At 58.1% G+C, this 12557-nt stretch carries 12 protein-coding genes; 5 read left to right on the plus strand and 7 right to left on the minus strand.

All coding sequences use genetic code 11. The annotated features are described in order from the left end of the window. Positions 1 to 59 precede the first annotated feature (59 nt). Both ABJ99_RS13905 and ABJ99_RS13910 read left to right on the plus strand, forming a co-directional pair. Entirely contained in the window at positions 60 to 1454 is a 1395-nt protein-coding gene (locus ABJ99_RS13905; RefSeq protein ID WP_054086299.1) for an MFS transporter, read from the plus strand. Positions 1455 to 1463: 9 nt separating this feature from the next. Beyond that, on the plus strand, positions 1464 to 2033 hold the full coding sequence (locus tag ABJ99_RS13910; RefSeq protein WP_054086300.1) for a single-stranded DNA-binding protein: 570 nt from the start codon (positions 1464 to 1466) through the stop codon (positions 2031 to 2033). A gap of 342 nt (positions 2034 to 2375) precedes the next feature. On the opposite strand, the gene ABJ99_RS13915 is transcribed toward ABJ99_RS13910, so the two are convergent. From ABJ99_RS13915 to ABJ99_RS13945, 7 genes are all read right to left on the minus strand, one after another. Continuing rightward, positions 2376 to 2675, minus strand: coding sequence for a hypothetical protein (locus ABJ99_RS13915; protein WP_054086301.1), 300 nt, complete (start codon positions 2673 to 2675; stop codon positions 2376 to 2378). A gap of 200 nt (positions 2676 to 2875) precedes the next feature. Further along, the gene (locus ABJ99_RS13920) at positions 2876 to 3619 is read right to left on the minus strand and encodes an inositol monophosphatase family protein (protein WP_054086302.1); all 744 of its coding nucleotides are present in this window, start codon (positions 3617 to 3619) and stop codon (positions 2876 to 2878) included. Continuing rightward, positions 3616 to 4377, minus strand: coding sequence for a glycerophosphoryl diester phosphodiesterase (locus ABJ99_RS13925; protein ID WP_054086303.1), 762 nt, complete (start codon positions 4375 to 4377; stop codon positions 3616 to 3618). Before ABJ99_RS13925 ends, ABJ99_RS13920 begins: the two co-directional genes overlap by 4 nt. Positions 4378 to 4383: 6 nt before the next feature. Continuing rightward, positions 4384 to 5490: an ABC transporter ATP-binding protein gene (locus ABJ99_RS13930; RefSeq protein ID WP_054086304.1), complete on the minus strand. Its 1107-nt coding sequence runs from the start codon at positions 5488 to 5490 to the stop codon at positions 4384 to 4386. Next, positions 5487 to 6380 (minus strand): ABC transporter permease subunit, encoded by an 894-nt coding sequence (locus ABJ99_RS13935; protein ID WP_054086305.1) that lies wholly within the window; start codon positions 6378 to 6380, stop codon positions 5487 to 5489. Before ABJ99_RS13935 ends, ABJ99_RS13930 begins: the two co-directional genes overlap by 4 nt. Continuing rightward, positions 6377 to 7270 carry a carbohydrate ABC transporter permease gene (locus tag ABJ99_RS13940; RefSeq protein ID WP_054086306.1) on the minus strand — a complete coding sequence of 298 codons (894 nt, stop codon included), beginning with the start codon at positions 7268 to 7270 and terminating at the stop codon, positions 6377 to 6379. The genes ABJ99_RS13935 and ABJ99_RS13940 overlap by 4 nt, the downstream gene beginning before the upstream one ends. Further along, the gene (locus ABJ99_RS13945) at positions 7267 to 8583 is read right to left on the minus strand and encodes an extracellular solute-binding protein (RefSeq protein ID WP_054086307.1); all 1317 of its coding nucleotides are present in this window, start codon (positions 8581 to 8583) and stop codon (positions 7267 to 7269) included. The genes ABJ99_RS13940 and ABJ99_RS13945 overlap by 4 nt, the downstream gene beginning before the upstream one ends. Before the next feature lie 165 nt (positions 8584 to 8748). Here ABJ99_RS13945 and ABJ99_RS13950 point away from each other — a divergent pair, with 165 nt between their 5' ends. From ABJ99_RS13950 to hxsB, 3 genes are all read left to right on the plus strand, one after another. Then, entirely contained in the window at positions 8749 to 9873 is a 1125-nt protein-coding gene (locus ABJ99_RS13950) for an ROK family transcriptional regulator (protein WP_054086308.1), read from the plus strand. 316 nt (positions 9874 to 10189) lie between these two features. Beyond that, positions 10190 to 10537 carry a His-Xaa-Ser system protein HxsD gene (locus tag ABJ99_RS13955; RefSeq protein ID WP_230081027.1) on the plus strand — a complete coding sequence of 116 codons (348 nt, stop codon included), beginning with the start codon at positions 10190 to 10192 and terminating at the stop codon, positions 10535 to 10537. Between the two features lie 2 nt (positions 10538 to 10539). Beyond that, complete coding sequence (gene hxsB / locus ABJ99_RS13960) at positions 10540 to 12030, plus strand: His-Xaa-Ser system radical SAM maturase HxsB (RefSeq protein ID WP_054086309.1); 1491 nt, start codon at positions 10540 to 10542, stop codon at positions 12028 to 12030. Positions 12031 to 12557 lie beyond the last annotated feature (527 nt).

The raw sequence follows: 12557 nt of genomic DNA on the forward strand, positions 1-12557 counted from the left end.
TATGTGCTGTACAACGATGGGACTGGTAGAATCGCCGCCGGTTCACACGAGGTTATTCCATGCACGATACCCACAGCGAGCGTATGAGTAGCGGCGAGACCCGCGCAGCAGGCGGTCTGGCCTTGGTGTTCGCGTTCCGCATGCTTGGCATGTTCATGGTTTTGCCGGTTCTGGCAACCTATGGCATGGACCTGGCTGGCGCGAGCCCTGCACTGATTGGCCTGGCAATCGGCGCCTATGGCCTGACACAGGCGGTGTTGCAGATCCCGTTCGGAATACTTTCCGACCGGATCGGCCGGCGACCGATCATTTATTTCGGGCTGATCATCTTTGCTATCGGCAGCGTAGTGGCCGCCAACGCGGACTCGATCTGGGGCATCATCGCCGGCCGCGTCCTGCAAGGTGCCGGGGCTATTTCCGCCGCGGTCATGGCCCTGCTCTCCGACCTGACCCGAGAACAACATCGCACCAAAGCGATGGCCATGATCGGCATGACCATTGGCCTGTCGTTCGCCGTCGCCATGGTCATCGGCCCGGTGATCACCGGCGCGTTTGGGCTGTCTGGCCTGTTTCTGGCAACCGGCGGCATGGCGCTGCTGGGTATCCTGATCGTCGCCTTCGTGGTGCCCAAGGCCAACGGCCCGTTGCTGCATCGGGAGTCCGGCGTCGCCAAACAGGCGCTGGGGGCAACCTTGCGGCACCCGGACCTGCTGCGTCTGGATTTGGGTATCTTCGTGTTGCATGCGATGCTCATGTCCAGCTTCGTGGCATTGCCACTGGCGCTGGTCGAAAAAGCCGGTTTGCCCAAGGAAGAACACTGGTGGGTCTACTTGACCGCTTTGCTGATTTCCTTCTTCGCGATGATCCCGTTCATCATCTATGGCGAGAAGAAGCGTCAAATGAAGCGCGTTCTGCTTGGCGCCGTCACCGTTTTGATGCTGGCTGAGCTATTCTTCTGGGCATTCGGAGACACGTTGCGGGCACTGGTCATCGGAACAGTGGTATTCTTCACGGCATTTAATTTGCTGGAAGCGTCCTTGCCGTCGCTGATCAGCAAGGTTTCACCGGCCGGCGGAAAAGGCACGGCGATGGGGGTATATTCTACCAGCCAGTTTCTTGGTTCGGCCGCAGGTGGGATACTGGGCGGCTGGTTGTTCCAGCACGGTGGGCTCGATGTGGTGTTCCTTGGCGGTGCAGCCATGGCCGCCGTCTGGCTCGCCTTCGCAGTGACCATGCGCGAACCGCCTTACGTGACCAGCCTTCGTCTGCCGTTGTCGCCGCAGGCGCAGCGTGAAGCAGGCCTGGCAGAGCGTTTGATGTCCGTAGCAGGCGTGACAGATGCAGTGGTGGTTGCCGAAGAGGCGGCCATCTACATAAAACTCGACACAAAATTATTGGATCGTGCCTCTCTCGAAAAGCTGGTCAATCCAGCATCAGAAGCGTGCGAAGCCTAGGAGAACGTTATGGCCCGTGGGGTTAACAAAGTCATATTGGTCGGTACATGCGGCCAGGATCCCGAAGTTCGCTACTTGCCTAACGGTAACGCCGTGACCAACCTGAGTCTGGCCACCAGTGAGCAGTGGACTGACAAGCAGAGCGGGCAGAAGATCGAGAAGACCGAATGGCACCGCGTGTCGCTGTTCGGCAAGGTCGCTGAAATCGCCGGCGAATACCTGCGCAAGGGGTCGCAGGTCTACATCGAGGGCAAGCTGCAAACCCGCGAATGGGAAAAGGACGGTATCAAGCGCTACACCACGGAAATCGTCGTGGACATGCAAGGCACCATGCAACTGCTGGGCGGCCGTCCACAGGGTGACGCTCAACAAGGTCAGGGCGGTGGCGGCAACTACAACCAGTCCGCACCTCGTCCACAGCAGTCGCGCCCACAACAGTCGGCGCCGCAGCAGTCTGCCCCTCAGCAGAACTACAACCAGCAGCCGCCACAACAGCGCGACTCCCGTCCAGCGCCGCAACAACAGGCGCCGCAGCCTGCTGCTGATTTTGATAGCTTTGACGATGATATTCCGTTCTAGCGGTCACCTTAGACTTTTTTGTAAGGTTTCTCTTGAAAGCCCCACGTTTTTGTAAAGAAACGTGGGGCTTTTGCGTTACACCCGTTTGAATGGCTGCGGGGTTGATCCAAGGTTTGCTGGCCGAGATAGAGGCGCAGCTGCCAAAGGCGTCTTGGGCTAACTTTCACCGACAATTGAGTTGGAACATTCCAACGAGTATGGTCCATTGAGTAACGCTTCGCGAAAGGCGCCAGAAGGTTTATGCCTGCCTTTAATAGTGAGGCGAAAGCACTGGTAGTCTTCCGCGTAGCGGCTTTAGCGACCCCCTCTTCGCTGTAAAGAAAAGAGGTTTTTTACACCTGCTTACTGATGAGTATCCACATTCTCTGCCGGGTAAAACTCGCCCTCGCTCCCCATCCTTTCCAGTCGCTCGCGCACGATCACCTCGACGCTGGCCACTGCGGCCTGATCGTCAGGGTTGACCAGCTGCAAGCACAAGCGCCGGACATTCTGATCGTGGGTGCCTTCGCTGAGCATGTCGTGGGTGAAAACTTGTTCGCCACGCCACAGGCATAACTGGGTATGGGTCCCGCCGAGCCATATCTCGTTGATTGATCTGAGGTCAGTGGTGGCCAGTTGGTCTACGGTGATCGTCTTGTCCATTTCGCTGTACCTTTCAGTGAGTCGATACAGGTCTGACGTACAGGCGCAGCGCGTCGTTCCCCGCTTCGGCGGTTCGACTGCGCCACCGGTAGTGAGGCGACGCTTCAAAACAAATTCGATCAATCGATAGCTTCAAAAGACAGGGGCAATCCCTGCCTGTGTTTACCTTGAACCCGGGACACGTATCATTCAGGGCGATATCACCCCGCAAAAATCCCCATCAGTTCCTCACCCCCGACCATTACTGTCATCGAGCCTTGCTTCTGTTCGCCTTCAATCTCGCACAACAAGCCGGCTTCCCGGCAAATCACTGCGCCTGCGGCGATGTCCCACAGGCTGGTGAATTTCTCCATGTACCCGTCGGTCTGCCCCAGTGCGGCGAAGGCCAGGCCGATGGTGGCGCAGCGGTAGCCGGCCAGGCCCCAGCCTTGTTGGCGGAGGTTCAATTGCAGCCTGCCCAGCGCTTCGGCGTCCCAGCGGGTGTTTTCGCCCACGCCAGCAATGCGCAGGTGCTCTGGCGGTTGCGGGCGGACGAAAGGGACGCCATTGCGCAGCAAGCCATCGCCGGTGCGGGCGGCCAGTGTGTAGCCCAGGGCCGGGTAGGCGACGACGCCGATTTCTGGCACGCCGGCCGACATGTAGGCCACGGCGATGCCCCACAGCGGGGTGCCGCGCAGGTAGTTGCCGGTGCCGTCGATAGGGTCGATGACCCAGCCGTCGGTGATGAATCCGCCACCCATTTCTTCGCCGAGAATGGCGTCGTCGGGGAAGTGTTTGCTCAGTTCGGCGCGGAGCAGTTGTTCCACTTCAAAGTCGGCACGGGAGACGAGGTCTTGCGGATTTTTGGTGGTGACGTCGAGCGTGTGTCGGTCGTTGAAGTAAGCCATGGCCAGGCCGGTGGCATTTTCTACGGCTTGCATGGCGACGCTGAGTCGATCGTTCATTGTAGGCAGCCTCCATTTGGCATGTTCAACAGGTCCGGGTAATCGCTGAGAATCGATTGCGCGCCGTGTTCAAGCAGGTAACGCGCGCGTTTCGGGCTGTTGATGGTAGCGACGGCGAATTCGATGCCGCTACTTTTCAGGCGACCAAGGTGATGGTCATCGAGCATGTCGTCAAGTACATGAAGGATCCGGCAATCATATTCGGCGAGCAGGGCGGCCGGGTCAGCAGGCGTGACGACAGAGGCGATTGCCAGTGGCACCTCGGCCCACAACCGGCGCGCGGCGGTGAGTGAGCGTACCGAAAAACTGGAGACAAATAACTGGTCGTTGTCGGTCGGCCACAGTCGCTTGAGGATCGGCATGACGACCTCCGCGGTCTCCACATCGTCGCCGGTGGTTGGCTTGAGTTCCACTTGCAGGCCAAGGTTCAGGCGCAAGGCGCAGGCCACGATTTCTTCGAACGTGGGGATCTGCAGGCCCGCGAATTCTGGTGCGAACCAACTGCCCGCGTCCAGTTTGCGAATGGCATCCAGATCATGCAGCACCACCGCGCCGCGCCCGTTGCTGGTTCGGTCCAGCAGGTCGTCATGAATGACCACCGGTTTGCCGTCGCGAGTCAGTTTCACATCGATCTCGACCCACTCGGCGCCGTATTCGGCAGCTTTTTCGAGGGCCAGCAGGGTGTTTTCCGGCACATAGGCCTTGGCGCCGCGATGAGCGATCAGCGGCGAGCGGACGAGAGGCGATTGTTTTGACATGGACGGTCACTTGGCGGGTTGGGAAAAAGAGGCGAGTTGGCGTTGGCCGGTCTCGATATCGAACAACAGGGGGGTGGAACCGATTGCCAGTCGAACCTGGGTGCCTGGCGTCAGGTGCTGGCGTCCGGCGAGGCTGACCACGCAGCGCGTTCCGGCCAGTTGGCAATACAGCAGACTGTGGCTGCCCAGGTTTTCTGCGGACTCCACGATGGCCGTCATGCCCTCCTGGTTCAGCGTCAAGGCTTCAGGCCGCAGCCCGATCAACCATTTGCCTGCCCGGTTGGAGGCAATGCCAAGCTTGACCGGCAGGCGCTGTCCATCTGCGAGCATCAGCACCTTGTCGTCCAGGCAATGCACAGGCAGCAGGTTCATCGGCGGTGTGCCGATAAAACCGGCAACAAAGGTGCTGGCCGGTTGCGCATAAATATCAGCGGGCGTACCCACCTGTTCGACGTGCCCTTTATTGAGAATCATCACTCGGTCAGCGAGTGTCATGGCTTCGGTCTGATCGTGGGTGACATAGAGAATCGTGGCGCCGGTCTGCTGATGGAGGTTACGGATCAACAAACGCATCTCATGACGCAAGGCGCTGTCCAGATTGCACAGCGGCTCATCGAACAGCAGCACCGGCGGCTTGCGAATCAGCGCGCGGCCAATGGCGACCCGCTGGCGCTGACCACCCGACAGCTCGCCGGGCTTGCGTTGCAGCAGATCTTCCAGCCCCAGCGATGTTGCGCACGCCTGAATGCGTTGCGCTCGATCCTTGCGGGAAACTCCGGCCAGCTTGAGTGCGTAACCGATGTTTTCGGCCACGCTCATGTGCGGGTAGAGCGCGTAATTCTGGAACACCATGGCGCAGCCGCGTTCTTTGGGTGGCAGCAGGGTCACATCCCGACCGCCCATCAGTACTTGCCCCTCGCTGACGTCTTCCAGACCGGCTACCAAGCGCAGTAATGTCGACTTGCCGCAGCCGGACGGGCCAAGGATGACACTCAGTTCGCCGGCCTTGAACGTCAGGTCGAGCCCGTGAAGGATCTGCCCGGCACCGTAACTTTTGTGCAGGCCTTTGAGGACGATATGCGGGGCGCAGGCAATGGGGGTGAGCGAGGTCATTTACCGACTCCAATCAGGCCTTTGACGAACCATCGCTGCATGAATGCAATGACGAGGACAGGGGGCAGCATGCTGACCACGGCGGCGGTCATCAGCAGGTTCCATTCGGGGATTTGTGTGGCGTCGGTTGGCAGGAAGGTCGCGACACCCAGCACCAGCGTGCGCATGCCCTCGCGATTGGTCGCAACCAACGGCCACAGGTAGTCTTTCCAGGCACCGATGAACACCAGCGTGCCGAGCGCTGCGAAGTTGGTCTTGGACAAAGGCAGCAAAATATCAACGAAAAAGCGCCACGGTCCGGCGCCATCCATGCGCGCCGCTTCGACCAGTTCGGCGGGCAGGGTCTGGTAAAACTGTCGAAACAGAAACGTGCCGGTGGCCGAGGCAATCAGCGGCAGGGCAAGGCCGGGGTAGCTGTCGAGCAGATTGATCGTGGGTATCGGAAGCCACTGAATGCCCAGCCATTGTAGAACGGTGCGTACAGGGCCGAACAGATCGCTGGCCACGGCGTAGGTCGGGATAATGCGCACTTCCAGCGGCAGCAACAGCGCACCCAGCACAGCGAAGAAAATCACCGAGGTGAAACGGCTGCGAAAGTACACCACCGCGAAGGCGGTCAATGCCGAAAGCGTCAGTTTGCCGATTACGACCAGGGTGGCGACCAGCAGGCTGTTGCCCAGCAAGCGCAACAGGTCCAGCCGTCGAGTGACCTGTTGCAGGTTCGCCAGCAACTGGTCACCGGGAATCATCGCGAGGCCTTGGCTGAATAGCTGCGAGTTGCTGACCGTTGCCGAGCAGACCGCCATATACAGCGGCCCCAACGCGAATATCAGGCCCAGCGTCAGCAGCAGATAGGCGCCCGCGTTGAACAGCCGATTGTGCTCGATCATGCTTTCACCCCACGGCGCTTGAAGTGCGACATGAGTTTGAACTGGACGACGCTCAGCACCACGACCGCCAGCAGCATGAGCACCGAAAGCGTCGACGAGCCCGCCAGGTCCAGCCCCATGAAACCGTCGGTGTAGATTTTGTAAGCCAACACGTTGGTGGTATCCCCCGGCCCGCCGTGCGTCAGGGTGTCGACCAGGCCGAAACTGTTGGACAGGCTTTCCAGCAAGCCGATAACGAACACGAACAGCAGATACGGCGCGATCAGCGGCAACTGGATATCCAGCATGCGCCGCAACGGACCGGCGCCGTCCAGCGCTGCGGCGGCGAGGTAATCGTCCGGCACTGACTTCAGGCTGGCGACCAGCATCACGAAGTTGAACGGCACCAGGCACCACGCGTAAGCCACGATCAACAGCAGCATGCTGTGCATCGGATTAGCGTAGGGCGCCCAGGTACCGGGTGCTATCGCGTTGAGCCAGGCAAAAATGCCCATCACCGGATTGGCCAACACATGGAAGACGATACCGATGGTGGCGCTCGAGACCGCGTAGGGCCAGATCAGCAGGTTGCGAAACAGCGCATTGCCACGCAATTTCAGCTCAAGACACAAGGCAAGCACCAGCGCGATGAGGATCGAAAGCACCACGCTCGACAGGCTGAACACCAGCGTCGAGCCCAGCGATGCTAGGACGCCAGGGTCCTTCAGCACGCGCCAGTAATTGTTCAGGCCGACAAATACCTCATTGCCACCAAAAGGCGGCACCAGATGAAACGACCACCAGAGCGCCTGGACCGCAGGCCAGTAGAAAAACAGCCCGAGCGCCAGCAATTGCGGCAGGGCGAACAGCAGCGCCATGCGCGGCTGGGGAAAGTGCGCGCGGGGCTTCATGGTTTCGCCTTGTCGGATGGAGTGCTGGTGGGTGTGCGATGCATTTGTTGAAACAGGCTCAGCAGCTCGTTGGCGCGCAGGGTTGACTGATGCAGGGCGTGATCAACGCTCTGTCGGCCGGCCAGCGCGTTTTCCATTTCTTGCAACCAGATCAGGCGCATCAACGTGATGAACCCGCAACGCAAGGGCATGGACGGCTGACCCTCGATGTCGTTGAGTGCCGCGAGGCCAGCCGTCACCGCAGAGGGTCTGTGTGCACTGGATTGCAGCGTCGTTGCAGCCGCTTGAGTGACCGGCAAGTAGCCTGTTCGTGCGCTGAAAGTCAGCTGGTTTTCCGGTAACAGCACGAACGCCAGAAACTCCGAGACCAACCGATAATCCCGCGCTGAATGCCCACGCATCACCCACAGCGACGAGCCGCCGGGTACATTGGAACTGCGTGCTGTACCGGCGTAGACCGGCAGCGGGGTCACGTCGATGTCCGACTGCAGCTCGCCGTGCATGACACTCCACGCACCAGTCGAGTCCACCAGCATCGCGCAGTCATCCGTGGCGAACGCCCGCGCCTGCTGACCGCCGCGGGTCGAATCCTCGTAGCGAACCAGTCCTTCAGCAGTCCATCGCGCAAGATCATTCATGAGGCGCGCGTGCGGGCCCTTGTCGAACTGGTAACGGACCGTCCCGTCAACGCGCGTCGCGACCTCGGTACCCTGCGCAGCGCTGATTTGTTCCAGCCAGATCCACGGCGCGAATTGAGTGACGACAGGGCAGGCATGCCCGTTTTTCTTCAGCGCACGCAGCGCCGTGGCAAATGCTTCCCAGGTCGCAGGCGGCTGATAGATACCGGCTGCTGCCAGCGCGTTTCGATGGGTATACAACACCGCCGTTGAGGCGGCGAATGGCTGGGCCGCCAGCACGCCATGATCGTCCGCATAGTAGCGACGCAACGCCGGCAAAAAAGTGTCGCCCGCATAGGCCCGCTGGTGATCGGCCATCAAAGTTTCGACGGACTGTGTAGCGCCGCCCTGCAACATGTCCGGCGTGGCGACGTCGTAAATCTCCACCAGTGCCGGGCCGATGCCTGCCCGATAGGCGGCCACGGTTTTCTGCAAGGTCTGTTCGTAGGTTCCCTGGCGGATGCAGTGCAAACGATCGCCTTCTTCACGCTGGGCGTTAAAGCTTTTGCACAGATCGGCGATGGCAGCGGCCGCCGCGCCGCTGTGGCTGTACCAGAACTCGGCTGGCGCAGCGAGGGTCTGGGCGGCAAGCGGCAGCAGAGCCAGCACGGACAGGATTTTATTGATCGCACGCATGAGAGCACTCACAGAAACTGAGTGCTAGTTAATACAGGTTGTGTGTAGTATTTGTGACCTGTTGGGCTTTTATTAAATTTTCATGATTGAAAGGTGTAATCGACGACGGGCGATACACTGCTTCACTCGCCGACTGTTTTAATCCTCCTCTGACATGTTGATTCCATGCCCCTTGATCTCCAGACGCAGCCGCACCCGCTACTGAGCCTCAACGAACGCAAGCTGCTGGATATCCTTCGGCGGCGCGGCGCGATCACGCGCGCCACCGTCTCCACCGAAATGGATCTGGCCCAGCAGTCGGTTCATCGGCTGATCGAAGAGCTGATCAGTCGCGGGCTGCTGCGCAGCGGCGAGCGCGTGAAGAACGGCCGTGGTCAGCCCAGCCCGCGTATCGAACTGGTCAACGAGGCCGTGTATGCCATCGGCGTGTCGATCAACACCGACTCGGCAGTGGTGTGCATTGCCGATCTGGGCTGCAACGTGCTGGAACAGATCACCCTGCGCACGCCACCGTTGAGCCGCAACAGCACGCTGGATTCGCTGGAGAACGCCATCGAACAGATGCTGCAACGCAATGGCATCGATGCAGACCGGGTCATCGGGATCGGCTTCGCCATTGCCGGTTTTTTCCTGCAGAACCGCCAGATCAACGCGCCCGAGCCGCTGCGTGACTGGTCGCTGATGGACTTGCAGCCGGTCCTCGAAGAACGCTTCGGCCTGCCGGTCTGGCTGGAAAACAACGCCACCACCGCAGCCATCGGCGAAAGCCTGGTAGGCGTCGGCGCCTGGGCCAGCAACTTCATCTACCTGTCATTCAACTTCGGGTTCGGCGCAGGCGTGGTCATCAACGGCAAACCGTACTTCGGCAGCCACGGTAACGCGGGCGAGATCACCCTGTTTAACGACGAAGAATCGATAAATCGTCCGGCCATGCGTTTTTTGCTGGATGAATTGCACAAGAACGGCGTACAGGTGGATTCAATCGAAGACCTGCGCGCGCGCTTCGACCCCGACTGGCCCGGCGTAGACACCTGGCTGAAACGCGTCCAGCCAACGCTTGACCGATTGGTCAATGCGCTGGCCGGGCTGTTCGACCCACAGGCCGTGGTGTTCGGCGGTCAGATGCCACCCGAACTGGGCAGACGCCTGATCGCCGCGACGACCTTCTGGGGCACTCATCGCTACAACTCACCACCGCCGCGTCCTCAGTTATTACTGAGTGAGACGAATGGGAATGCGGCGGCGATTGGTGCCGCGCTGGTGCCGTTGAAGGAGCGGTTTTTTGTTTGATGTTTTGTTTTGCGCGTGGTTAATAGTGTCTAGCTGCTTCCGGTCAGGGGCTGTGGGTCATGCCCCTTCACATACCCGGCTGCATTACTCACGAAGCATAAGGCCCTTAAGTCCGGTGTCGAGAAGCAGTGCTGACTAGTGATCTACATTTGACTTCATGAAGATCCTTTTCCAAAACAAGGCTACCGGCCCGACCTTCATAATCCAAGGAATGTCGGAATCGATGTGCTGAAGTTAGCTCTGCGCACGCGGATCCATTGTTACAGTCCGTCGGGCAAGCTGAATATTTTGTTACATGTGATGGCGTTTCGCATGCATGCAGGTCATCATTTCAAAATATAGCCGCCCGAATGGACTCAAAATGAGCTGGGATTTATTTATCACGTTGAACTGCGGCGCCTACTCGCTAAGCGTCGCCCAGCGCGTCGCCTATGCCCTTGCCTCATCTCTGTGTATCAGCGTTCAGCATTCAGAAGCTGATATGACTCTGTATATCGTTCCGACTGTATTAGCCGGTCATGATACGGCGCTGAGTGCTGAAGCTGCTCGTGAGCTTGTTTTACGCCACCTGACCGACTTTGCATTGCGTGAGGAGATTCAGCGCGAGACCTCAGGGCTACGGGAGATCATTGCCAGTGCTGCGCTTCGCGGGACTGGCATCTGATCATGCGAGCTCAATTGATAGCAAAAGACGTTGCCTACCGCCTCCTGCCCTTTCGCTTCATGCGCATGGTGGATGGGAGTGATCTGAATATTTTGCTCACCGCCGAAACCGGTGAATACCTGTTTGTTTCGGAGTCCAACCTGCATGCTCTTGTGCGCAAGCAGTTGAATGAAAAGTCAGCGCTTTACAAAGACTTATTGGCTCGGCATTTTATTTACGAGCCCGCTGGCCACAACCCAGTCCCCGAGATTGCAGCTCAATATCGAAGCCGTAAAAGCTTCATTTTTGATGGGCCCGCGCTGCACATCTTCGTCGTTACTCTTCGATGTAATCACACCTGCCAGTACTGCCAGGTCTCTCGTGCTCCATTGAGTGGTTCGGGCCACGACCTGTCTGCCGAAGACGCGTACCACGCTATTGATCGCGTATTTGAGTCACCTTCACCGACGTTGACGATTGAATTTCAGGGAGGAGAACCTCTACTCGCTTTTGATCGCATCCAGCATATTGTCGAGTCCATCGTGCAACGAAACGAGTCGGAAAATCGAAGCATCCAGTTCGTCATTACAACCACGCTGCATCATCTGACCGAAGAAATTCTGAATTTTGCTCAAGAGCATCAAATCCAGTTTTCGACTTCGTTGGATGGACCAGCTTTTCTTCACAACTCGAACCGGCCGTCGCCAGGAAAAAACTCGTATGAGCGAACTGTTGAGGGGATACAGAGGGCTCGTGCAAAGCTTGGCCATGACGCGGTATCGGCACTTACAACCCTCACTGTAAAAAGCCTTCAGCATCCTTTCGAGATAATCGATGAGTATGTTGCCCAAGGTTTCAAAAGCATTTCGCTGCGCCCGTTAAGCCCATATGGTTTCGCTAAAACCTCCGCAAAACGGCTCGACTACACCATGGGTGAATTCATCGCCTTCTACAAGAAAGCGATGGCCTACCTTATTTCACTTAATGCCGATGGCACCTTTCTCGCTGAAGGGTATATGTCGCTCCTGCTCTCAAGTGTGCTCACCCCCTTCGGGTCAGGCTATGTCGATCTTAGGTCACCATTGGGGGCTGGCCTGGGGACCCTCGTCTACAACTACGATGGTGACGTGTACCCCTCCGACGAGTCTCGAATGCTTCTTGAAATGGGCGAAAGCGGTTTGAGATTGGGCAGCGTAAGGCAGCCATTAGGTGAATTACTCCGTTCACCGGTCATTGATCTGCTGATTAACGCCGGAATCGCAGAGACACTTCCAGGATGTTCCGATTGTGCACTGGTCCCGTACTGCGGCGCAGACCCTATTGAGCAGTATGCAAGGCAGGGCGACCCAATCGGACATCGTAGTTTCAGCTCCTTTTGCGAAAAAAACACAGCGTTGCTGATTTATCTGTTTGATCAACTAAAAAATGGTAATGACAAAACTCAGAAGGTAATGATGTCTTGGCTCTCACGACGATCAGTAGCGGGCTTGCCCTCTGCTGGATATAGAGTGTAATCATGCTCCGCAGGGATACCCAATTTGAACTCCGCAACGTCACTGTGCCAAAGCTGCTGAAGGTTATCACCCCTGAAGAACTGATTGAAAAAGGCACTGCCGCTTGTGCGGGAAGAGTCGATTTCGATGATTTGATTCTGTGGATGGTGGACGCCCCTCAAACCCACCATGAGAAGCTTCTAACGCTGCCTGTCGGGGGGTTTCTATTTCGCAACGAGCCGCTAAGAGAAGCGTGCCCAGGTGCCATTGCCCTATATTGTCCAAAGGACCCGGAGGTTGTTCGCCCAGGCGATGTGATTGCAGTTAGCCCAGATACCAATGTGGTACGCGTCCTTTATCGCCGGGGCGCCAACAGCAACCTGCTATTCATCACAGATCGGTGCAATAGCCTATGTCTAATGTGCTCTCAACCCCCTAAAGATGTCGATGACCGCTGGCATATTGAATGTATAGGAATTTCAATAATTCCTATACAGGGTAATCCTCCTAAAAAGGCACCCTCTGCGTGATGCCAACGTGGCGTCGAT

It is taken from the genome of Pseudomonas syringae pv. cilantro (genome assembly GCF_001293775.1).
In the GTDB taxonomy this organism is placed as follows: domain Bacteria; phylum Pseudomonadota; class Gammaproteobacteria; order Pseudomonadales; family Pseudomonadaceae; genus Aquipseudomonas; species Aquipseudomonas syringae_P.

Excerpts from the sequence above, each read along its gene's own strand:
- ABJ99_RS13920 (WP_054086302.1), bottom strand. The coding sequence starts at position 3,619 with ATGAACGATCGACTCAGCGTCGCCATGCAAGCCGTAGAAAATGCCACC.
- ABJ99_RS13940 (WP_054086306.1), bottom strand. The coding sequence starts at position 7,270 with ATGAAGCCCCGCGCGCACTTTCCCCAGCCGCGCATGGCGCTGCTGTTC.
- ABJ99_RS13950 (WP_054086308.1), top strand. The coding sequence starts at position 8,749 with ATGCCCCTTGATCTCCAGACGCAGCCGCACCCGCTACTGAGCCTCAAC.
- ABJ99_RS13925 (WP_054086303.1), bottom strand. The coding sequence starts at position 4,377 with ATGTCAAAACAATCGCCTCTCGTCCGCTCGCCGCTGATCGCTCATCGC.
- ABJ99_RS13910 (WP_054086300.1), top strand. The coding sequence starts at position 1,464 with ATGGCCCGTGGGGTTAACAAAGTCATATTGGTCGGTACATGCGGCCAG.
- ABJ99_RS13945 (WP_054086307.1), bottom strand. The coding sequence starts at position 8,583 with ATGCGTGCGATCAATAAAATCCTGTCCGTGCTGGCTCTGCTGCCGCTT.
- hxsB (WP_054086309.1), top strand. The coding sequence starts at position 10,540 with ATGCGAGCTCAATTGATAGCAAAAGACGTTGCCTACCGCCTCCTGCCC.
- ABJ99_RS13935 (WP_054086305.1), bottom strand. The coding sequence starts at position 6,380 with ATGATCGAGCACAATCGGCTGTTCAACGCGGGCGCCTATCTGCTGCTG.
- ABJ99_RS13915 (WP_054086301.1), bottom strand. The coding sequence starts at position 2,675 with ATGGACAAGACGATCACCGTAGACCAACTGGCCACCACTGACCTCAGA.
- ABJ99_RS13930 (WP_054086304.1), bottom strand. The coding sequence starts at position 5,490 with ATGACCTCGCTCACCCCCATTGCCTGCGCCCCGCATATCGTCCTCAAA.
- ABJ99_RS13955 (WP_230081027.1), top strand. The coding sequence starts at position 10,190 with ATGCAGGTCATCATTTCAAAATATAGCCGCCCGAATGGACTCAAAATG.
- ABJ99_RS13905 (WP_054086299.1), top strand. The coding sequence starts at position 60 with ATGCACGATACCCACAGCGAGCGTATGAGTAGCGGCGAGACCCGCGCA.